Genomic DNA, 21,945 nt, shown 5'->3' with positions numbered 1-21,945 from the left:
CCGCCGGGGCAGACCTGCGGGCAGGCGTACGGTGCGGACCTCAGGAACCGATGTTGGTGCGCTTGCCGATCAGGTCCCGGTACAGGGCCGCCTTCTCCTCATGCGTCCTCGCCTCGGCGATCGCGGCCTTCCAGTTCCGCTCCAGCTCGTTCAGCTTCGCCACCCAGTCGCCGAAGTCCTTCATGTCGACGAGACGCTGGCTCGCGCTGAGCGGGGCGTTGTTGCCGATCTTGTCGTCCTTGTGGCCGCCGACCTGGCTCACCGGGTTGTTGTTCTTCTCGCTGCTGGTGATGCCGTGCTTGTAGCCGTCGGGGGTCCGGCCGCCCGGTCCGGCGGTCTCGATACCGACCTGGAGCGCCCCGTCGCGCTTGTCGGACGGGGGCTTGTACCCCATGAACATGTGTCCGTAGGACTCGTTCGGGAGGATGGTGTCGCCGTGGTAGTCGTTGTTGCCCATGCCTCCGATGGCCAGCGGCAGGCCGTAGAGGTGGCTGTGGGGATCGAGCCAGTTCTGTCCGGTGGCCTTCAGCCCGCCCTTCTCCACGAAGTCGCCGCGCGCGTCCTCCGCGTTCGCGCCGATGTCCATGTGGTGGGTGCCGAACGGGCGCCGGTACACCGGTTTCTCGGGCGTCGACCTGGGCTCCCAGAACTTGCGGTCCTCCTTGGTGATGTGGAGCCACCGGGGCAGTTCGTAGCCGTGCTCGCCGTCGGCCAGCTGCGGGATGCGGATGTTGACGCGTCCGCCGTAGGCCAGGGCGTGGGCGACATCGTCCTCGAAGTCCTCGTGGAAGCCGGTCTCCGGGTTGAAGACCTTGAGCCCCTCCTTCAGGATCAGGAAGATCTTGGTCAGCAGCTCGGTGCCGCGCTTCACGCGCTCGTTGTGCTTCTTGGCGTCCGGTACGTCGTCGCTGACGCCGGGCGGCAGCATCGTCTTGACGAAGGTCTGGAAGATCTGTTCGTCGCGCTCCCCCTTGAGCGCCTCCCGCTCGGCCGATGGCGTGCCGGCGTCGTGCATGGCCATGTGCCGGCCCATCTGGTAGTCCGGCCGGCCCTGCTTGGCCACCGGCATCCCCTCGGCCCGGTCGCCGGCCGCCTGGTGCCACCGCAGGGTGGCCACGAGCAGGCGCTTGCCCTCGGGCTGCTCCAGCCAGCTGTGGAAGTCACCCGCCTTGATGTAGGCCTCGGCCTCCGCGTGGGTGCCGATGCCCACCGTCTTCAGCCACTTGGGGTCCTCGGTCTCCACCGCCTTGATCGCCCGGAGTTCCGCGTCCGTGAAGCTCGGGCCGCCTCGGACACGCCTGTGCAGCGCTGCCCGCACATGCTTGTTCTTGATCACCGCGTCGCCGCCGACGAGGAGCCGGGCCAGCTGGGCGATGGCCGGGATCGCGGCCGACGGCGGGGTGGAACTCCCGGACGAGGGTGCGGGCGAGCCGGTGTCCGCGGCCGAGGGGCCGGGCCGGTCCGCGTCCACCCGCTGGACCGGTACGTCCTCGTCCGCGCTGCGCTGCACCGCCTCGGCCGGCGGTGCCGAGGACCCGGGCAGGGCGAGGTCGGGCATGGCGCCCCGGGCCAGCTTCCGGCCGTTGGAGGAGGCGCTCTTCTCGAACGGGTCGTCCGGGTGGGAGACCCTCTCGCCATGGCCGTTGGGGGTGCCGGGCACCGGCCCCATGGCCTGCTGGCGGACGTGGTCGACCTCCTCGAACATCGTCTCGTCGCTGACCCGCTTCCCGCCGAGCACGATGTGCGGGCCGCTGGTGTAGGCCAGCGCCCCGAGTTCCGCGGCCGAACGCTGGGCGACGGCGTCGTTGTGCACGCGCACATGGCCGAAGGGCATGCCGTAGGCCTGCTCCGCCCGCTGCTGAATACGGGGTTCCAGCGGCGACCCGGGTGAGCTGACGGCCTCGGGGACCGAGGACCGCCGCTGCACGGGCACCGCCCCGTCGGCCTGCTGCGCCTCGGGCTCGCTCTCCGCCCGGACCCGCTGGATCGCCCGGGCCACCGCGGCGTTCCCCGCGGTCCCCTGGAGGGCGGCCAACGGCGACGGGGCGACGGCGGGCCGTGACCGAGGGCGGGTGTCGTCCCGGCCGGCGGTCGAGCGGTTCTCTGCCTGAGTGCGCATACGGATTCCCGTTCGGTCGACAAGGGACCCCAACCTCGTACCCCGTCGCCACCCGAGGGCGGGAGGACCGCGGGGGCAACACCGGGGGCAGGCCTTGCGGCCGAGGGGTCACCGGGGGCGCCGGGACTGCCCTTGCGGGCAAGTGAGTTGCCCCCGGTACGGCACCGGAGGCCGTTTCGGCGCGCGCGCTTCGCGCGTGAAGGTGGGAATGTTCCTGTCTCGTACCCCGAGGAGAGCAGAGCATGCCGTCCTACCTGTCGCCCGGCGTCTACGTCGAGGAGGTGGCCAGCGGCTCCCGCCCCATCGAGGGCGTGGGCACGTCGGTGGCGGCCTTCGTGGGCCTGGCCCCGACCGGTCCGCTGAACGAGCCGACCCTGGTGACCAACTGGACGCAGTACGTGGCGTCCTTCGGTGAGTTCACCGACGGGTACTACCTCGCGCACTCCGTCTACGGCTTCTTCAACAACGGCGGCACGGCCGCGTACGTCGTCCGCGTCGGCGGTACGGCGGAGGGCGCCGAGACCGCCGACTCGCCCGCCGCTCTGCGTGGTTCGGCCGCTCCGGCCGCGCTGCCGGCCGGCGAGGCCAGGCAGCTCGGCACCTTCAGCGTGAGCGCGGTGGCCTCCGGCGACCTCTCCGTCGAGGTCGCCGACGCGGAGGGCGAGGGGCCCGCCGAACGCTTCAAGCTGGTCGTCAAGGACGGCGGCAAGCCCGTCGAGACCTTCGACGTGACCGCGAAGAAGGGCGGCCGCAACTACGTGGTCACCCAGGTCAAGGAGCGCTCCAAGCTCATCACCGTGACCGAGGCCGCGCCCGCCGCGCAGCTGGCCCGGCCGGACAACCAGACGGTGGCCCTCGTGGCCCCCGCCCCTGCCCCGGCGTCCGCGCCCCCCGTCGCGGACGCCGGTTCCCACCCCGGCCCCGCCGAGTACCTCGGCGACTCGGCCGACCGCACCGGCTTCGGCGGCCTGGAGGCCGTCGACGAGGTGTCCATGGTGGCCGTGCCCGACCTGATGGCCGCCTACCAGCGCGGCGCGATCGACCTGGAGCAGGTCAAGGCCGTCCAGCTCGGCCTGATCGCGCACTGCGAGCTGATGGGCGACCGGGTCGCGGTCATCGACCCGCCGCCGAGCCTCAACGCCCGCCAGATCCGGGTCTGGCGCCAGGAGACGGCCGGCTACGACTCCAAGTACGCGGCCCTGTACTACCCCTGGATCAAGACCTTCGACCCGGCGTCCGGCACGTCGCGGCTGATCCCGCCGTCCGGCCATGTGGCCGGCGTCTGGGCCCGCAACGACGCCGAGCGCGGTGTCCACAAGGCCCCGGCGAACGAGGTGATCCGCGGCGCGGTCGACCTGGAGCTCCAGATCACCCGCGGCGAGCAGGACCTGCTCAACCCGATCGGCGTGAACTGCATCCGCGCCTTCCCGGGCCGCGGCATCCGCATCTGGGGCGCCCGCACCCTCTCCTCCGACCCGGCCTGGCGCTACCTCAACATCCGCCGGTACTTCAACTACCTGGAGGAGTCGATCCTGATCGGCACCCAGTGGGTGGTCTTCGAGCCCAACGACCACAACCTCTGGGCCCGGATCCGGCGCAACATCTCCGCGTTCCTGGTCAACGAGTGGCGCAGCGGCGCCCTGTTCGGGCAGCGGCCCGAGGAGGCGTACTACGTCAAGTGCGACGAGGAGACCAACCCGCCGGAGTCGGTCGACGTCGGCCGCGTGATCTGCGAGATCGGCATCGCACCGGTCAAGCCCGCCGAGTTCGTGATCTTCCGGCTGGCCCAGTTCTCCAGCGGCAGCGGCGAGCTCCAGGAGTAGTGGGCCTTCGTGCCCTCAACCCCCTTGTTCCACAGGCATCTTGAGAAGAACGGGCAGTAAGACATGAGTCTCCAGCCGGGTGACGCCCTCACATCACACAATTTCGGCCTGCAGATCGACGGCGTGATGGTCGAGTACCTCGCCGAGGTCAGCGGCCTGTCGATGGAACAGGACGTCATCACCTACCAGCAGAACACGCCGGACGGGAAGAACCACGTCCGCAACCTGCCGGGCGTGAAGAAGAACGGCACCTGCACGGTCATCCGCGGTATGACCCAGTCCTCGTCGTTCACCCAGTGGATCAACGAGTCCATCAACGGCCAGATGGCCACGGCCCGCAAGAACGCGACCATCATCATGATGGACTTCGAGAACAACCCGGTGAAGCGCTACAACCTGCGCAACGCCTGGTGCAGCAAGATCGACACCAGCACGGTCAAGGCGGGCGAGGCGTCCGCGCTGACCGAGTCGGTGACCATCACGTTCGAAGAACTGGTCATCGAGTAATGAGGCGTTCGGCCGGCCGGGCGGGGAGCGTGGTGGCGCCTGCACCGGAGGTGGCGGCGCCCCCGGTCTCCCCGCAACCGGAGGCGCCCCGCGAGGCGCTGCGTACGGAGTTCCCGTTCCAGCTCCCGCGCGGGTACGTCGACGAGCAGGGCACCGTCCACCGGGACGGCGTGATGCGCCTGTCCACGGCGAGGGACGAGCTGATCCCCCTCCGGGACGTCCGGGTCCAGGAGAACCCCGCGTTCCTGTCGGTGGTGCTGCTGGGCCGGGTCATCACCCGCCTCGGCACGCTGCCGCTCATACACGACGGGATCGTGGAGAACATGTTCGCCTCCGACCTGGCGTTCCTGCAGGACTTCTACCGCCAGATCAACGCGGAGGGCCACACCCGGGCCGCGGTCAACTGCCCGCACTGCTCGGAGCCCTTCGAGGTGGAACTCGGCGGGAGCCGCCTGGGGGAATCGTGACGTACGCGACCGACCGGCTGCACGAGGAGATCGCGTACGTCGCCTACCACTTCCACTGGAGCCTGGAGGACATCCTGGACCTGGAGCACGCGGACCGCCGCCGCTTCACGGCCGAGATCGCGTCCCTGGTGACCCGGGCGGCGGAGGGCTGAGCTGTGGGGCTGTGGGATCGAATACGGGGGCGCGGGGCCGCCGACGCCGCTGCCGAGACCTCTGCCGAGGTGTCCGGCGGCGGGACGCCACGTCGTCCTGTGGTGGCGGCCGCCTGGCCGGGGCTGCCGCCGATCCAGCGTGCGCTGGGGGCGGGCGGGCCGGTCGCGGACCCGGGGTTCGCCGGCCGCCTGCCGACATGGCAGAACCCGTCGTTCATGGGCATGCGCTCGCACGCGGTACTGGACGGTGAGTCGAGCGCGGGTCTGACCGGGGGCGGCCTCACGGGGATGACGGGGGCGTACTCGGGAACGGCGCCGGGCCTCGAACGCCCGCTGCAGTCACTGCCGTTGGCAGGACCGGCGGGGCCGACGGGGCCGACGGGCGGTCGGAGCACGGCGGTTCCGGTGGTTCCGGTGGTGCCGTTGCGGGCGGTCGGGGGCGGTTCGTCCGGGGCTGCGGGTTCGGCCGGTTCGGTGGGGGCGCCTGCGGTGCAGCGGGTGCCGTTGGCGGGGCGGCGCGGTGGTGGCGCGGTCGCGCAGCACTCGGCGTCGGCGGGAGCGGTACGGAACGGGGGCGGCGCGCAGACGCCGCAGACTCCGTCGGCCGCGCCGGTCAAGGGCGCGACGCCTGCTGCCCAGCGGCCGTCGACGCTGCCGACCTCGGCCTCGACCTCGGCCACGGCCTCCGCTTCGGCTGCGGTGCCGGTGGCGTGGGCGCCCCAGGCGGCTCCGGCTGTTACGGCTCCGGCCACCGGTCCGCGGGTCACACCGGCGCCTCCTGTCCCGCCCCGGCGCAGCGCGCTGACGCAGGCGCCGGCGGGCACGTCGGCCATGGCGGTGCAGCGGCGTACGCTGCCGTCGGCGCCGCGGACGGTGGCGGTGGGCGAAGGCGATCGAGCAGGGAGCGAACCGGCCGGGGACGCGGTGGTACGACGCGCGGCCGGGGGTGTGACGTCCGTGCCGGTGAGCGGAGATCGGCCGAGTCCGTCCGGAGGTACGGGTACGCCCGAGGCGACTCCACGCTCCGCCGGACAAGGCGCTGCTTCCGGACGGGGTCCGGCACCTGCCGTCGTACAACGATCCGCGTCCGCGAGCGAACCGTCCACCCGGCCGAGCAAGCAAGGCGCGGCGGGCGGTGGCCGTACGACACCGGCTTCGCCCGCTTCCCCGGCTGCGTCCGCCCCGGTCGCGCCTTCGACGCCTCATGAAGCCGGGCCCGTGGTGCAGCGGCGGACAGCGGATACTCCTTCGACCGGCAGCCGTACGGCATCAACTCCGGCCACGCCGCCTGTCGCTGCAACCTCCGTTGCGGATGTGGGAGCTGTGCAGCGGCGAGCGGAGGATGCTGCGTCGGGCGGCAGTCATCCGGATTTGACTCCGGCTGCGTCGCCTGCCGGTTCCGCGCCGACTAGGCCTTCAACCTCCGGTGGGGTTGCGGGGGTTGTGCAGCGGTGGGTGGAGGGTGCTGTGTCGGGTGGTGGTTCGGGTTCGGCTGCGGCTGCGTCGCCTGCCGGTTCCGCGCCTTCTAGGCCTTCAACCTCCGGTGGGGTTGCGGGGGTTGTGCAGCGGCGGGTGGAGGGTGCTGTGTCGGGTGGTGGTGGTTCGGGTTCGGCTGCGGCCGCGTCGCCGGCGGCTCCCGCGCCGACTAGGCCTTCAACCTCCGGTGGGGTTGCGGGGGTTGTGCAACGGCGGGTGGAGGGTGCTGCGTCGGGTGGTGGTTCGGGTTCGGCTGCGGCCGCGTCGCCTGGCGGTTCCGCCTCGGGCGGGGATGCGGCTGTTGTGCAGCGGCAGGCGGAGAGCGGTGCACCGGGCGGCGGCCGTACGACGTCGGCGGCGTCGCCGCTGCCGGGAGTCAGGGCCCGCACGGCTCCGGTTTCACCGACGTCTCCTGCTGCTTCCGTGTCCACGGCGTCGCCGGTCACCGGTCCTGTTGTGCAGCGGCAGGCGAAAAGTGCTGTCTCGGACGGCGGTCATACGACACCGGCGACGACAGGTCCCCCTCAGGGGCACGGGAACTCGGCAGGAACGCCGACGACAGCGCCTCGTCAGGGGCGCGGGGCTGAATCTGATGTGCGGCTACCGCCGCGTGGGCGCGACCAGCCCCCACCGGCCGTCACCGAACCCACCACCACCTTGGACGCCCAGGTCGCCAGCGGTGGCCACGACACGTCCGTGCAGCGCAGGGCCGCCGCGAGCCGTACTTCGGCGCCGCACCGGGATCGGCCTGTTTCCCCCTCTCTTTCCGTGCAGCGCGCCGCGGCGTCCCCCGCCACCCCTCGCCCCGGCCTCGGGGCCCCCGTCTCCTCGCCGACGGCGGAGGCGGCGCGTACTGAGGCTCGTTCCTCCGCGGCTGTGCCGGATGCACACGCACACGCTTCGTCGACGGGTCCTGCCACGGCGCCCGCGGCTCCCGCACCGGTCCAGCGTGCCGTCAGTAGTCCAGGTGCCCCCGGCACCCCGCGTCTCGGTCTCGGCGCCCCTCTCTCGGGCGGAGCCCCCGCGCCGGCCGGCCGCAAGTCACCCGTGCCGTCCGTGCAGCGACAGGCGAGCCCGGCGACCCGCTCGGACAGCCTGGCGCGTCCGGCGTCGCCGACGTTGCCACCGATGCCGTCGATACCGCCCGGCGGCCTCCACCAGCCCGTCCCCGTCCCCGTTCCCGCCACTCCCCCCTTCCTGACCGGAGCCCCAGACCTCGCCCTCCCCAGTGCGCCGGCGTCCGTGCAGCGACAGGCGAGCCCGGCAACCCGCTCGGACAGGCCGTTGCCGCCTCCGTCGGTCGTCACCGGGACGGCGGCCTCCTCCCGTGCTGTTTCCGTACAGCGAGCCGCCGCAGCTCCCCAGGCCGCGCAGCCGGTCCCCCTCCGGAGCAAGAGCGCCTCCACCGCCCGGCACACCATCCCCCTCCCCGTAGCCCCTCTCAACCTCCCCACCGTTCAGCGCGACGCCGTCACCGCCTCCCCGCCGCCGGTCCTTGCCCCGCACTCCGTGAAGAAGGTCCCGGTCACCGGTTCCGCCCCCACCCACCCCGAGGCCCCGCTCACCAAGTCCGAGACGCCGCCGCCACCCCCGCCGCCGCCCTCGACCCCGCCGCCGGACGACCCGCCGCCGTCGTACTCCGCCTCGGCCTCGGCCGTCGGCGAGGAGGACGAACCGCCCGGGTACACGGCGATCGAGGAGGGCGGCTTCGACCCCCGGGCCCTCACCGAGTACCAGGTGGACGCCCTGGTCCACCGGATCATCGACCGGATCACCCGGCATGTCCGCACCGAACTCCGCCGGGACCGTGAGCGCGTGGGCAAGCTGCGCGACTTCCGACCTTGAACCCACCGGCCGCTCTCGCCCACCGCCCGCCCACCACCCCCTCCACAGAAAGGCCCCCGATGGCTCGCCAGGACCCGGGAACCACGATCTGGTTCAGCCTCTCCATCGATGGTGAGAGCCTCGGCTACTTCAACGGGTGCGAGGGGCTGTCGTCGCAGGTGGAGGTCGAGCGCCGGCAGGAGGGCGGCAACAACGGCTTCGTGTGGCAACTGCCCACCCGCGTCACCTTCTCCACCATCCGGCTGACCCGTCCGCTCACCCCGGACACCTCCAAGGTCGCCAAGTGGATCTCCTCCGTGCAGACCGGCATCAAGCGCCCCACCGCCCAGATCACGGCGTTGCGGGCGGACGGCTCGGAGGTCGCCCGCTGGGGTCTGCTCGACGTCCTGCCCGTGAGCTGGCGGGGCCCCTCCCTCGACCCGGCGAGCCCCGCCGTGGCCACCGAGGTCCTGGAGATCACCCACCACGGATTCACGGACTGAGCGAGACGAGAGGGCAGAGGAAGACATGGCCAGCAGCAGCCGGGGCGCCGGCAAGAGCCTCGTGCGCGCCACCCTGGAGATCCACCAGCCCCCGCCGAGCGGCAGCCGCACCCCGGGCGCTCTCATCAAGTCCTTCCACTTCGACTTCAACCCGGCGCAGCTCAGCATCGGCCGCCGCGCCGACTGGAAGTCCTCCTACGCGCCCGTCGAACGCGACGGCCCGCTCCCGGAGTTCCTCGGCGCGTACCCGCGGCAGATGAGCGTGGAGATCTTCCTGGACTCCTCCGACGACCCGGGCGACAACACGGTGCTCAAGAAGGTCGAGTCGCTGCTGAACTGCTGCGAGGTCACCAGCCAGAGCATCGCGAACAAGCGGCCCTCGCCGCCGTGGGTGGTCTTCGAGTGGGGGTCGTTCTCGACGGCCCGCTTCACGGCGTACGTCGGCTCCGTCGACGCCTCCTACACCCTGTTCGGGACCAGCGGGATGCCCATCCGGGCCACCTGCCGGCTGCAGCTCCAGGAGATCCCGAGCAAGACCCCCGGGCAGAACCCCACCTCCGGCGCCCTCACCGCACAGCGTGTGCACCGGGTGGTCGCCGGGGACTCGCTCCAGGCGCTGGCCTGGCGGGAGTACGGCGACGCGTCGGCCTGGCGGTCGATCGCCGACGCCAACGGGATCGACGACCCGAACCGGCTGCCCACCGGGACGGAACTGGTGCTGCCTGCCGCCGAGGAGGTGCGGCGCTGATGGTGAAGTACGCCTATTCGAACATCATCAAGGTGACCATCGACGGGAAGGACCTGAAGTCCGACCCGGTGTGGGGGTCGGCGCTGGTCGAGGCCCACGTCGACCAGGGCGTCGGGGTGCCCGCCGCCTTCCACCTGACCTTCCGGGACAAGGACCGCAAGCTCTTCGGCGACCTGGGCGTCAAGTTCGGCAGCGAGGTGGTGCTCACCCCGATGTCCGACGGCCAGGACACCGCGGGCCCGCTGCTGACCGGCGAGGTCACCGCGATGGAGGCCGAGTACGACGGCACCGGCAGCTACGCCGTGATCCGCGGCTACGACCGCGGTTTCCGGCTGATGCGGCAGCGCCGGGTGGTCGCCTACCGCAACCAGACGGCCTCCGACATCGCCCGCAAGCTGGCCGGTCAGGACGGGGTGCCGATCGGCCGGATCGACGCGACGAAGACCGTCTACGAGTTCATCAGCCAGAGCAACGTCACCGACTGGGAGTTCCTCGCGCGGCTCGCCGACGAGAACGAGATGGTGATGTCGGTCGACGCGAAGGGCAAGTTCCAGTTCGTGAAGCCGAAGGACGCCTCCGGGGCGCCCTCGACGAGCACGGACGGCGACAAGAGCCCCTTCGTCCTGGAGGCCGGGCACGACATCCTGAGGCTGCGTTCCGCCGTCACCGCCGCCGACCAGGTCGCCGACGTCGAGTCCCGCGGCTGGGACGTGACGACGAAGAAGACGCTCACCGCGACCTCCAAGGCCAACAGCAACAAGGGGTACAGCATCGGCGCCACCCCCGGCGACGCCTACGCCAGGTTCCCGGCGGCCAAGCTGGTCGAGACCCGTACCCCCTACGACAAGCAGTCCGAGGTGAAGTTCGCGGCCGACGCCCTCTCCGACGACGTGACGTCCGGGTTCGCCGAGGTCGAGGTGATCGTCCGGGGCAATCCGCAGCTGCGGCCGGGGGTGCCGGTGGCGCTCAAGGACGTCGGCACGCCCTTCGCCGGCAAGTACACGGTCACCTCGGTACGGCATGTCTTCGGCGACGACAAGCACTACGAGACCTGGGTGACGGTCAGCGGCCGGCAGTGGCGGTCGCTGTACGGCGTGGCCTCGGGCGGCGGCGCCTCGGGCGCCGGTTCCGAACGGCAGCTCAGTGTGGCCCCGGCGCTCGTCACCGACGTACAGGACCCGCTCCAGCAGGGCCGGGTGAAGATCAAGTTCCCCTGGCTGGACGACACCTACGTCAGCGACTGGACGCGGACCGTGCAGATGGGCGGGGTTCGCGGCGGCGGGGTGTTCCCGATGGACGTCGGCGACGAGGTGCTGGTCGCCTTCGACCGCGGTGCCCTCGACCACGCGTACGTCATCGGCGGCCTCTACAACGGCAAGGACAAGCCGACCAAGGTCAGGGACGTCCCGTTGCACGACGGCCTGCGCGGCCGCGCCACCCGGCACACCGTCTCCGACCGCGTCGGCAACCGGATGGACCTGCTCGACCAGCGGGGCCGCAAACAGGGCGTCCGGCTGGCCAGCGGCGACGACAAGCTGACCGTCTACCTGGACCGGCAGAACACCGAGATCACCGTGGACAGCAAGGGCAGCGTCTCCATCAAGGGCACCAGGTCGGTGTCGGTCGAGGCCGGCGCCAACCTGTCCCTGAAGGCGGGGGGTGCGCTCAGTATCAGGAGCGGCGGACCGCTGTCGCTCCAGAGCGCGGAACTCGTCGACATCAAGGCACCCACGGGCGCGGTCTCCGTGAACGCCGCCGCCGTGAACCTGATGGCGAACGCGGCCCTGTCGCTGCGCGGCAACGCCGCCGTCGCGATCAGCTCCCTGGTCACCGTGGGGATCCAGGCTCCCCAGGTGCCGGTCCTGGGCAACCTGATGATGGGCGGACTGACCGTGATGGTGATCCCGGCATGAGCGCGCGCGAGGTCTTCCCCGAGGGGCGGGTGCGGAGCTGATGGCGGAGCAGTTCGTGGGATCGGGCTGGTCCTTCCCGCTGCGGATCGGCCCCACCGGCGGTATCGCTCTGGTCAGCGGCGAGAAGGAGGTGGAGGAGGCCATCCGCCTCGTCCTGTCCACGGCCCCCGGCGAACGCCCGATGCGCCCGGAGTTCGGCTGTGCCATCCACGACCTGGTCTTCGCGCCGGTCAACGAGCAGACCGCCGGCCGGATCCAGCACGAGGTGTACGCCAGCCTGGACCGCTGGGAGCCGCGGATCGAGGTCGAGGACGTCGAGGTCACCACCGGCGCCGACCCGAGCGTGCTGATGATCGACGTCCGCTACTCGATCCGCGGCACCAACAACCCGCGCAGCCTGGTCTTCCCCTTCTACGTCATCCCCTCCCACGACGAGCCGGACCTGCCGCCCGCCTCCTCGGACTCCTCGGAAAGCGACCGCTGATCCCCGATGGCCCTGCCCTCCCCGAACCTCGACGACCGGCGTTTCCAGCAGTTCGTCGACGACGCCAAGCGTTACATCCAGCAGCGCGCACCGGAGTGGACCGACCACAACGTCTCCGACCCCGGCATCACGCTGGTGGAGACGGTCGCGCACATGGCCGACCAGATCGTGTACCGGCTCAACCGGGTCCCGGAGAAGAACCACCTGGCCTTCCTGGACCTGGTCGGCATCACGCTGTTCCCGCCGTCGGCGGCCCGTACGGACGTCACGTTCTGGCTGTCGGCGGCCCAGGAGGACGCGGTCGCGGTGCCGGTCGGCACGGAGGTGGCGACCCGCCGTACCGAGACCCAGGAGGCGGTGGTCTTCGCGACCGAGCGCGACCTGGCCATCGTGCCGAGCGAGCTGCGGCACCTGATGCGGCAGGAGCGCGGCTCGGCCGTCGTGGACCTCACCCACGAACTCGCGGAGGGCAAGGACCTGTTGTGCTTCACCGAGGCCCCTAACCCCGGTGACTGCATGCTGCTCGGCCTGTCCGCGGCCGTCCCGCACTGCGCGGTCGCGCTGGATCTGGACAGCCGGGTCGACGGTGTCGGCGTGGACCCGCGGCAGCCCCCGCTGGTGTGGGAGGCGTGGACGGAGGACGGCTGGCGGGAGTGCGAGGTCGACCGGGACGGCACCGGCGGTCTCAACCGCCCCGGCGAGGTCGTCCTGCACGTCCCCGCCGGGCATGTGCTGTCCCGCAACGGCGGCCGGGAGGCGGGCTGGCTGCGCTGCCGGGTCACCGAACCCCGTTCCGACCAGCCCTTCTACACCACGTCCCCGACGGTCCGGTTCGCCGAGGCCTGCACGATCGGCGGCACGACCGGCGCGGTGCACGCGGAGACCGTCGAGGACGAGGCGCTCGGCGAGTCCACCGGCCTGCCCGGCCAGCGCCTGGGCCTCGCCCACGCCCCCGTCGTCGGCGACACCCCGCCGCTGCTCCTCCAGACCGCCGAGCACGACGGCGAGGGCGGCTGGCTGGACTGGCAGGTGGTCCCGCACTTCGCGGCCTCCGGCCCGTACGACCGCCACATCACCCTCGACGCCACCACCGGCGAGATCGCCTTCGGCCCGGCGGTCCGCGAACCCGACGGCTCGCTGCGCCAGTACGGCACGGTGGCCCCCAAGGGCGCGGTCATCCGGGCCCGCCGCTACCGCACGGGCGGCGGCCGGGACGGCAACGTGGCCCGGGGCGCAGTACAGATCCTGCGCTCCTCCATCCCGTACGTCTCGGAGGTCGTCAACCGGGAGGCGGCGCGCGGGGGAGTGGACGGCGAGACGGTGGCCGAGGCGAAGGTCCGCGCCCCCATCACCCTGCGCGCCCAGGAACGGGCGGTGACCCTGCGCGACTACGAGGAGCTGGCCCGCCGGGCCGCCCCCGAGACGGCCCGGATCACCTGTCTGGAGGGCGAGGAGGGCGAGTACGGGGCCTACGCGGTACGGGTGTTGGTCGTCCCGCAGGCGGTACCCGACCCCGGCGGCCGGCTCCGCTTCGAGCAACTCGTCCCCGGGGACGCCCTCCTGGACCGCATCACCCGCCACCTGGACGAACGGCGCCTGATCGGAACCCGGTTGGCGGTCGGCCCGCCCTTCTACCAGGGCGTCACCGTGGTCGCCACCCTCCATGCCTTCCGCGGGGTGGACGTCGACCGGGTCCGCCGCCAGGCCCATGACGCCCTCTACCGCCACCTCGACCCGCTGACCGGCGGGGCGGACGGCAAGGGGTGGCCGTTCGGGCGCCCGGTCCAGTCCGGCGAGGTCTTCGCGGTGCTGCAACGCGTCCCCGGCGTCGAACTCGTCGACGAGGTCGTCCTGCACCCCGCCGACCCCCTCACCGGCAAGCGCGGCGACCCGACGGACCGTATCGACCTCGCCGCCCCCTCGCTCGTCTTCTCCTACGACCACCGGGTCCGGGTGATCGGCGAATGACCCCCGACGACGTCTCCGGAGGCATCCGTTGAGAGGCTCGATCGACGGCCTGGGCTCCTCCACGCCCATCGGCCCGATGCTCCCCGCCGTCTTCGCCGACGACGATCTCGCCCTGCGCTTCGTCGCCGGCCTGGACGATGTGATCGCCCCCATCCCCAACGTCCTCGACTGCCTCCCCAGCTACTTCGACCCGGCCCTGACCTCCCTGGACTTCGCGGAGTGGCTGGGCACCTGGGTCGGCGCGGAGACCGACGGCACGGAACCGGAACCCCTGCTCCGGGCCGCCGTGGCCGCGGCCGCCTACCTGCACCGCATCCGGGGCACCCGCCGCGGCCTCTCCGAGGCGGTCCGGCTGGCGTTCGGCGTCGCACCGGAGATCACGGAGAGCGGCGGCGCCGACTGGAGCGCCCGCCCGCTGGGCCGCTTCCCCGGCACACCCCGCCCCCGCCTCCACGTCCACCTCACGCTCCCGTCCCCCACCCCCGCCGACGAGGTCCGACTGGAACACCTCGTGGCCGCCGCCCGCCCCGCCCACATGCCCTACACGGTCCAGGTGACCGCTTCTTCTCCGTCCGCCGAAAGGACCCCGCAGCGATGACGACCACCCAGAACTGCACGGAGTGCGGCACGGTCGCAGAACCGGGCCAGTCCTTCTGCGACGCGTGCGGAGCAGTCCTGAGCTGGACGGGAAACAGGGAGGAGGGCAGACAGGAGACCCCGGCCCCCGAAGGCTCCCCGGCGCCCCCCGCCTGGGACGCCTTCGCCCCCAGAGAAGGCGGCACCGGCCTCCCCCGCGCCCAACGCAGCAACGTGCTGGGCACGGCGACGGCGTCAGGAACGGCGACGACAGCGCCCCTTCAGGGACGGGAGGACTTGTCGGCAACGGCCACGACAACGCCCCGTCAGACGCGGGAGGACTTGCCGGGAACGGCGACGACAGCGCCTCGTCAGGGGCGCGGGGCTGAATCTGATGTGCGGCTACCGCCGCGTGGGCGCGACCAGCCCCCACCGGCCGGTACCGCTGCGACGGCCGAAACCACCCCCATCCCCACCACCCCCGACCCGGAAGCCGCCGACGGCGCCCGGCCCCCGCAGGGGCCACCCGCACCCGACCACGACGGCCGCACGGGTGGAGCGGGCGGGAACGCATACGCCGAAGGCGACGGCGAGGACGCCCACGACCGAGCCCGCCGCCTCCTCATCCCCGTACAGGACCCGGAACCGGCCCCCGCACCCCCGTCCGTCACCCCCGTCCTCCCCGGCCGCCCCACCCCCCAACGCCCCCAGTCCGTCCGCGCCCCCGGCGCAGACCTCGGCGCCCACGGCGGCACCCCCTGCCCCTGGTGCGCCACCCCCAACCGCCCCGACCGCCACTTCTGCACCCGCTGCGCCATGCCCATGGCCGGCCACGGCGACACCTCCCCCGCGGCCCCCCGCCCCTGGTGGCGCCGCCTCTTCGACTTCCGCAACCGCGAAACCCCCTGGGCGGGCGACCGCCCCCGCCTGCGCCGCACCTTCGACCGCGTGCTGACCTGGATCGTCGCCGCCGTCGTCCTCACCGGTGTCACGGTCCTGGCGGTCAACACGCCGAAGGCGATCAGCGCCACCCGCGACCACTTCGCCAAACGCGCCCAGGTCTCCCCGGACCGCTTCGCCGCGTCCCGCTCCTACGCCGGCCACAAGCCCGACCTCGTCTTCGACAAGCTGAGCAACACCTGGTGGGGCCCGGGCGTGGTGCAGGGCGGCGAGGGCGAGTGGATCGAGGCCCGCTTCGACGAACCGACCCGGCTGCTGAACGTGATCGTCACGTCCGGCGAGTCGACCCACTACGACCAGCTCAAGAAGTCGGCCCTGCCGCACCGGATGAAGGCGACCATCAAGACGTCCGACGGGAAGACGGAGACCCGTGAACTGGTCCTCGACCAGGCGGCCGGCGGCCAGACCCGGGACTTCCGCGCGTCGGACGTCGTCTCCGTCCGCTTCACGATCGAGTCGTCGTACCAGGCCTCCGCGAAGACCCAGGTGGCCATCGCCGAGATCGAGTTCTTCGGCCCGTCGAGCGCCGGCTCCTCCTGATCCGGCCGATCCGACCGATCCGGCCGATCCGACCGGGGAAGGGCGGGGCTAACTCCTCATCAGGGACCGGTAGACGGCCCTGGACCTCGGGTTGCTGCGGCAGCCCCAGACGCCGTGCGGGCAGTAGTCGGTGAGGGTCTGGTACAGCGGCCGGCTGTCCGCGAACCACTCCAGCATGCCCCGCAGATACGCCGGATCGTCCCCGTTCTCGTAGAGCCCCCACTCGGGATACGAGACCGGTTTGCCGTGGGCCCGGGCGAAGTCGACCTGGGCCCGCAGCCCGTACGGCTCCATGACCTGCTCCCGGAAGGACAGCCCGCGAGGGGAGTCGTAGGCGTCCATCCCGATCACGTCCACGAACAGGTCCCCGGGATAGCACTCGGTCCACGGGATCGCGTCCCGCCCCCGGTTGGGCGCGAAGTCGAACCGGAACCGGGCGCCGGGCACCGACCGCATCGCCGTGACGATCCGCACCCAGTACGCCTTCCAGGCGGCCGGGTCGGGACCGCAGCGATGGGTGTACGTCACCCCGTTCATCTCCCAGCCGAGGACGACGACGGTGTCCGGCGCGCCGACCGCGACCAGCCGCCGGGCCAGCGCCCGGAAGTGGCCGTCGTACGCCCCGCCCGCCCCCAGCCGGAGCTGGCGCCGCACCTCGGCGTCGGGCACATGGTCCTCCGTGCGTTCCAGCATCGGCACGTTCAGGACGAGGAGCCGGTCCGGCACGGCCCGCCGCCAGTGTGCCCACAGCCGTACGAAGTCCGGGGCGCCCTCGATGTTCTGCCACACATCGCCCGGCAGGTAGGTGTGCCCGACCCGAGGTTCGTCATGACCGAGCCAGGCGCCGAGCGCGCCCACCCGCCGCACCCCGTCGGCGCCGAAGCCGAGGTACGCCCCGAAGGGCCCGGGGGCGGCGGGTCGCGGGATCTCAGGCCTGGAGGCCGGTAGCGACAGGAGGACGACCATCGTGATGAGGAGGACGAACCTCGGGCATGCCATGGGTGGCAGTCTGGTCGCTCCCGGGCGCCGGTGCGGGCTGTGCGGGGATCTTCGAACTTTGTGCGAGGCCCGCCGGGTCGCCGAGGATCGCCACCCCGTGCCCGCGCAGCCACGGCAGCGGCGGCACCGCGGACCCCATGAACGGGGTGGTGCGGACCTCGAAGTGGAGGTGGGGGCCGTCCGCGTTGCCGGTCGCACCGGCGGCGCCGATGCGCTGGCCCGTCAGGACCTCCTGGCCGGGCCGGACGTTGATGACGGACAGATGGGCGTACTGCGTGTAGTAGCCGTCCGGGTGCTGTATGACGACCTGGTTGCCGAAGGCGTCGCCGCAGGACGCGGTCACGATCCGGCCGGGTCCGACGGCGTACACGGGCGTACCGGAGTCGACCGCGAAGTCCTGGCCGGTGTGCCGGTGCCTCCAGTGGGGGCCCTCGGCGGCGTAGCCGGCGGAGAGCCGGTAGCCGACGGTCGGCGCGGTCCAGGCCGGGGCGTCGCTGTTGGTGCCGTTGTCGCCGGCGCCTGCGCCTGCGCCTGCGCTGTCGGTGGCGGTGGCGCTGTCGGGCGGCGGGGTGCTGGGAGTGCCGAAGCCGCAGGGTCCGAGGCCGGCGTCGGCCTTGGCGGGCGTGGTGAGGAACGCGCCGGTGAGGAGGAGGACGAGCGCGGCGGTGAGGAGTCGTAGATCATCCTTTCGCATCTTCGGATCCTCGGACGATCGGCCGGGTCCGGGGTGGTCTCACACGCCCCGACGCCGTGACTTTCGCCCGTTCGGATCCCGCGGTCGGTCACGCTCTGAACGGACGCCCACCGTCCGCCCGTACATCCGGGCACGTCAGCGTTCGACCGCAGATCGGAGTCCCCCCGTGAACGCATCCGCAGCCATCGGCGTGACCGGCCTGGGCGTGATGGGCCGCAACCTGGCCCGGAACTTCGCCCGGCACGGTTACCCGGTCGCCGTCCACAACCGCACTCCCGCCCGCACCCGTGCGCTGATCGAGGAGTACGGGCAGGAGGGCACGTTCGTCGGAGCCGAGACCGCCGCGGACTTCGTCGCCGCCCTCGAACGCCCCCGCCGCATCATGATCATGGTGCAGGCCGGTGCCGCCACCGACGCCGTCATCGACGAGTTCGTCCCGCTCCTCGAACCCGGTGACATCGTCATCGACGGCGGCAACGCCCACTTCGCCGACACCCGCCGCCGCGAGGCCGCCCTGCGCGAGAAGGGGCTGCACTTCGTCGGGGTCGGTGTCTCCGGCGGCGAGGAGGGCGCGCTCAACGGACCGTCCATCATGCCGGGCGGCTCCGCCGAGTCGTACACCGTGCTCGGGCCGATGTTCGAGGACATCAGCGCGAAGGTGGGCGGCGAACCCTGCGCCACACACGTCGGCGCCGACGGTGCCGGGCACTTCGTGAAGATGGTCCACAACGGCATCGAGTACGCCGACATGCAGCTCATCGCCGAGGCGTACGACCTGCTGCGCCAGGTCGGCGGCTACGCGCCGGCCGAGATCGCGGACATCTTCCGCGAGTGGAACCGCGGCCGGCTCGGCTCCTACCTCATCGAGATCACGGCCGACGTCCTCGCGCACGTCGACGCCGCCACCGGCGCCCCCTTCGTCGACATCGTCACCGACGCGGCCGGCCAGAAGGGCACCGGGCGCTGGACCGTGCAGACCGCGCTGGACCTGTCCTCGCCGGTCACCGCGATCGCCCAGGCGACGTTCGCCCGCGCCGCGTCCGGCCGCCGCGAACTGCGCGCCACGTACGCCGGGTTGCCCGGCGGCACCACGCCCCCGCTCAGCGCGACCGAGGCCGACCGCTTCGCCTCCCGCGTCGAACACGCCCTGTACGCGTCCAAGGTCATCGCCTACGACCAGGGCTGGACGATGATCCAGGACGCGGCCGCCGAGTACGGCTGGAAGATCGACCTCGGCGCGGTGGCCCGGATCTGGCGGGGCGGCTGCATCATCCGCGCGTCCTTCCTGGACCGGATCCGCGCGGCCTACCGGGCCGACCCGGACCTGGTGAGCCTGCTGGCCCAGGAGGAGTTCGCCAAGGAGATCGCCGACGCGCAGGTGCCGTGGCGGGAGACGGTGGCGTCGGCGGCCCGCCGGGGCATCCCGGTCCCGGCGTTCTCGGCGGCCCTCGCCCACTACGACACCCTGCGCGCCGACCGCCTCCCGGCGGCCCTTCTCCAGGGCCAGCGCGACTACTTCGGTGCCCACACGTACGGCCGCACCGACCGCACCGGCGCCTTCCACACCCACTGGGCGACAGAGGGCCGCCCCGAAACGGAGAGCTGAGCGCCCCCGCCCCTGACGGGGCGCTGCAGGCAAGGGCGCTGGGGAGGGACCCTCTCGGTCAGGCCGACCGCAGGTCAGACGCGGACGCCGAACATGAACGGACCGCCGATGGTGCTCATCGACTCGTAGCGGACGACCGTGCCGGTGCGCGGGGCGTGCAGGATCTGCCCGTTGCCCGCGTACAGGCCCACGTGGTGCAGGTCGTTGAAGAAGAAGACCAGGTCGCCGACCTGGAGCTGCGAGGCCGAGTAGATCCTGGTGCCGATGGTCGCCTGGGACTCGGAGGTGCGGGGTATGGAGACGCCGGCCTGCGCGTAGGCCCAGGAGGTCAGGCCCGAGCAGTCGAAGGTGGACGGGCCGGTGTCGCCGAAGACGTACGGGCTGCCGAGCCTGGTCTTGGCGGCGGCGAACGCGGCGGCGGCCCTGCCGGTGGCGGAGGTGTCGTTGCCGAGGTCCACGCGGGCGCTGGAGGAGCGGCTGGCGCGGTCCTGCTCGGCGGCCAGCGCGGCCTTCTCGGCGGCGGTGAGGCTGTTGAGCAGCCTCTGCGCCGCAGCGAGCTTGCCCTGGACTTCCTTCTTGTTTTTGGCCAGTTCGGTACGGGTGGCGGCCAGGTCCTTGAGCTTGCCGGTCGCCTCGGCCCGCTCCTGCGCCAGCTCGCGCTGCTTGGCCTGGATCTTCTGCAGCGCCTCGACCTGCTGGCCGCTCAACTGGTCGAGCGTGGACGCCTTGTCCAGGTAGCTGTCCGGGTCGGAGGAGAGGAAGAGCTGGAGGGACGGGTCGATGCCGCCGCTGCGGTACTGGGCGGTGGCCATGCTGCCGATGCCGTCCCGCAGTTCGTTGAGCTCGTCCTGGCCGCGGGCGACCGAGTCCTGCAGCGCGGAGATCTGCTTCTGGAGCTTCTCCTGCTTCTCCTTGGCCCCGTTGAGCTTCTCGGTGGCCTGCTCGGCCTCCTCGTAGAGCTTGTCGACCCGGGACTTGACCTCGTCCTTCTTCGGCTTGGCCGTGGGTGCGGCGTCGGCCGCCTGGGCGGAGAGGACCACGGCGGCAGCGGCGGCGGTGGTGAGCACGGTGACGCGAGCGCGGCTCGGCTGCTTGGGACGACGGTGGGACGCCACGGAGGCGGCCTCCTTTCGAACGAAAGAGTCGAGCATTGGGTCAACTAGAGGTACGAGTAGCAGACATTAATGACTCTCTTATGGTCAGTTCAAATCTCTCCATGGAAAAAATTCGGCCACCGGCCGTCAACAGGCCTTCTCCGCCCAGTGGGTGGCGGGGTGTCGGGCCGTTGATTGTTAAGAACCTTGACAGTTAATTGGTCTAGTCCAAATATATGCGTCCATGAGACACACCCGTGCCCTGCACGCCCTGACCGCAACCGCCCTGTCCGCCGCGCTCGTTGCCCTCGGATCGGGGGCCGCGCACGCCTCCTCGGACACCGCCCCGCACACCGCGAAGCCCCTGCCCGCGCATGTCGCCGCGCCCTACTTCGAGGCGTGGACCGGCCAGAGCCCGGCCGCACTCGCCGCCGCGTCCGGCAACAAGTACCTCACCCTGGCCTTCCTCCAGACCCCCGCCGCGGGCTCCTGCACCGCGGACTGGAACGGCGACGCCACCCAGCCGGTCTCCCCGTCGAGCTTCGGCGCCGACATCGCCGCCCTCCAGGCCCGCGGCGGCGACGCGATCCCTTCCTTCGGCGGCTACAGCGCCGACACCACCGGCACCGAACTCGCCGACAGCTGTACCGACGTGCACGCCATCGCGGGCGTGTACGAGAAGCTCGCCACGACGTACGGCATCTCCCGCATCGACCTCGACGTCGAGGCGGACTCCCTCGCCGACACGGCCGGCATCGACCGCCGCAACAAGGCGATCGCCGAGGCCGAGCGCTGGGCCGAACACACCGGCCGGCCGCTCCAGTTCTCCTACACCCTGCCGACGACGACCAAGGGCCTGGAGGACAACGCCCTGGCCGTCCTCCGCAACGCCGTCGCCGACCACGCGCGCGTGGACGTCGTCAACCTCATGACCTTCGACTACTACGACGGCGCCACCCACGACATGGCCGCCGGCACGAAGGCCGCGGCGAGCGGCCTGTACGGCCAGCTCCACGCCCTCTACCCGCACAAGAGCCCGAAGCAGCTGTGGGGCATGGTCGGCGTCACCGAGATGCCCGGCATCGACGACTACGGCCCCGCGGAGACCTTCACCACCCAGAACGCCACCGCCGTAGCGAGCTGGGCCGCCGCCCAGGGCATCGACACCCTCTCCTTCTGGGCCCTCCAGCGCGACAACGGCGGCTGCGTCGGCACCGGCGGCTCCGACTCCTGCTCCGGGATCGCCCAGGACACCTGGTACTTCAGCCACACCTTCGCCCGGTTCACCGGCCCGCGGCGGTAGCCGTTTCGGCGCAGTTGGCCCGGCCGGTGGACTCCAGCCGTATCCGGCGGGCGGAGGCGCCCTTGAGGCTGTTGACCAGCTTGGAGACGGCGACCTCGGGCGGGTGGTGCACCAGGAGGTGAACATGATCGCGTTCGCCGTTCAACTCCTTCAGCCCTGCCACTAGGGCCAATGCATTTGAAGTATGAA

The 21,945-nt window shown here is 71.9% G+C and carries 18 protein-coding genes and 1 pseudogene; 14 read left to right on the top strand and 5 right to left on the bottom strand.

From position 1 onward, the window contains the following. Positions 1-40: 40 nt before the first annotated feature. Positions 41-2,119 (bottom strand): DUF4157 domain-containing protein, encoded by a 2,079-nt coding sequence (locus EDD90_RS27115; protein ID WP_123975602.1) that lies wholly within the window; start codon positions 2,117-2,119, stop codon positions 41-43. 242 nt (positions 2,120-2,361) lie between these two features. Between EDD90_RS27115 and EDD90_RS27110 the strand changes: the two genes are divergently transcribed. The 12 genes from EDD90_RS27110 (at position 2,362) to EDD90_RS27060 (ending at position 16,060) form a co-directional block, all read left to right on the top strand. Then, on the top strand, positions 2,362-3,942 hold the full coding sequence (locus EDD90_RS27110) for a phage tail sheath subtilisin-like domain-containing protein (protein ID WP_123975601.1): 1,581 nt from the start codon (positions 2,362-2,364) through the stop codon (positions 3,940-3,942). Positions 3,943-4,005: 63 nt separating this feature from the next. Further along, positions 4,006-4,449: a phage tail protein gene (locus EDD90_RS27105; protein ID WP_123975600.1), complete on the top strand. Its 444-nt coding sequence runs from the start codon at positions 4,006-4,008 to the stop codon at positions 4,447-4,449. After that, positions 4,449-4,916: a hypothetical protein gene (locus tag EDD90_RS27100; protein WP_123975599.1), complete on the top strand. Its 468-nt coding sequence runs from the start codon at positions 4,449-4,451 to the stop codon at positions 4,914-4,916. Before EDD90_RS27105 ends, EDD90_RS27100 begins: the two co-directional genes overlap by 1 nt. After that, positions 4,913-5,068 (top strand): DUF6760 family protein, encoded by a 156-nt coding sequence (locus EDD90_RS55660; protein WP_185149237.1) that lies wholly within the window; start codon positions 4,913-4,915, stop codon positions 5,066-5,068. Before EDD90_RS27100 ends, EDD90_RS55660 begins: the two co-directional genes overlap by 4 nt. Before the next feature lie 2,604 nt (positions 5,069-7,672). Continuing rightward, positions 7,673-8,389 (top strand): hypothetical protein, encoded by a 717-nt coding sequence (locus EDD90_RS27095; protein WP_123975598.1) that lies wholly within the window; start codon positions 7,673-7,675, stop codon positions 8,387-8,389. Between the two features lie 59 nt (positions 8,390-8,448). Then, the gene (locus EDD90_RS27090) at positions 8,449-8,871 is read left to right on the top strand and encodes a phage tail protein (RefSeq protein WP_123975597.1); all 423 of its coding nucleotides are present in this window, start codon (positions 8,449-8,451) and stop codon (positions 8,869-8,871) included. Between the two features lie 25 nt (positions 8,872-8,896). Beyond that, the gene (locus EDD90_RS27085) at positions 8,897-9,619 is read left to right on the top strand and encodes a LysM peptidoglycan-binding domain-containing protein (RefSeq protein ID WP_123975596.1); all 723 of its coding nucleotides are present in this window, start codon (positions 8,897-8,899) and stop codon (positions 9,617-9,619) included. After that, a complete protein-coding gene (locus EDD90_RS27080; RefSeq protein WP_123975595.1) occupies positions 9,619-11,532 on the top strand; it encodes a VgrG-related protein in 1,914 nt (637 codons plus the stop codon). Before EDD90_RS27085 ends, EDD90_RS27080 begins: the two co-directional genes overlap by 1 nt. Before the next feature lie 40 nt (positions 11,533-11,572). Further along, complete coding sequence (locus EDD90_RS27075) at positions 11,573-12,016, top strand: GPW/gp25 family protein (protein ID WP_046734562.1); 444 nt, start codon at positions 11,573-11,575, stop codon at positions 12,014-12,016. Between the two features lie 6 nt (positions 12,017-12,022). Beyond that, the gene (locus tag EDD90_RS27070) at positions 12,023-13,984 is read left to right on the top strand and encodes a putative baseplate assembly protein (RefSeq protein ID WP_123975594.1); all 1,962 of its coding nucleotides are present in this window, start codon (positions 12,023-12,025) and stop codon (positions 13,982-13,984) included. Positions 13,985-14,012: 28 nt separating this feature from the next. Beyond that, positions 14,013-14,582 carry a phage tail protein gene (locus EDD90_RS27065; RefSeq protein ID WP_185149236.1) on the top strand — a complete coding sequence of 190 codons (570 nt, stop codon included), beginning with the start codon at positions 14,013-14,015 and terminating at the stop codon, positions 14,580-14,582. A 374-nt stretch (positions 14,583-14,956) separates the two neighbouring features. After that, positions 14,957-16,060 carry an NADase-type glycan-binding domain-containing protein gene (locus tag EDD90_RS27060; protein WP_398925587.1) on the top strand — a complete coding sequence of 368 codons (1,104 nt, stop codon included), beginning with the start codon at positions 14,957-14,959 and terminating at the stop codon, positions 16,058-16,060. A gap of 48 nt (positions 16,061-16,108) precedes the next feature. On the opposite strand, the gene EDD90_RS27055 is transcribed toward EDD90_RS27060, so the two are convergent. Further along, the gene (locus EDD90_RS27055) at positions 16,109-17,026 is read right to left on the bottom strand and encodes a glycoside hydrolase family 26 protein (protein ID WP_260328758.1); all 918 of its coding nucleotides are present in this window, start codon (positions 17,024-17,026) and stop codon (positions 16,109-16,111) included. After that, entirely contained in the window at positions 16,989-17,753 is a 765-nt protein-coding gene (locus EDD90_RS58630; RefSeq protein ID WP_311737220.1) for a M23 family metallopeptidase, read from the bottom strand. Before EDD90_RS58630 ends, EDD90_RS27055 begins: the two co-directional genes overlap by 38 nt. Before the next feature lie 166 nt (positions 17,754-17,919). Here EDD90_RS58630 and gndA point away from each other — a divergent pair, with 166 nt between their 5' ends. Continuing rightward, entirely contained in the window at positions 17,920-19,359 is a 1,440-nt protein-coding gene (gndA, locus tag EDD90_RS27045; protein WP_123975591.1) for an NADP-dependent phosphogluconate dehydrogenase, read from the top strand. Positions 19,360-19,433: 74 nt separating this feature from the next. Here the strand turns inward: gndA and EDD90_RS27040 are convergent, their stop codons facing one another. Continuing rightward, positions 19,434-20,474: a C40 family peptidase gene (locus EDD90_RS27040; protein WP_123975590.1), complete on the bottom strand. Its 1,041-nt coding sequence runs from the start codon at positions 20,472-20,474 to the stop codon at positions 19,434-19,436. 223 nt (positions 20,475-20,697) lie between these two features. Between EDD90_RS27040 and EDD90_RS27035 the strand changes: the two genes are divergently transcribed. Next, positions 20,698-21,756, top strand: a complete 1,059-nt coding sequence (locus EDD90_RS27035; RefSeq protein WP_123975589.1) for a glycosyl hydrolase family 18 protein — start codon at positions 20,698-20,700, stop codon at positions 21,754-21,756. Between the two features lie 31 nt (positions 21,757-21,787). Here the strand turns inward: EDD90_RS27035 and EDD90_RS27030 are convergent. Beyond that, positions 21,788-21,916: pseudogene (locus EDD90_RS27030) on the bottom strand (transposase); the annotation flags it as partial. Positions 21,917-21,945 lie beyond the last annotated feature (29 nt).

Origin of the sequence: Streptomyces sp. Ag109_O5-1 (assembly GCF_003814875.1) — a bacterium.
Lineage (GTDB): Bacteria > Actinomycetota > Actinomycetes > Streptomycetales > Streptomycetaceae > Streptomyces > Streptomyces sasae.
This window is presented reverse-complemented; position numbering and strand designations above follow the sequence as displayed.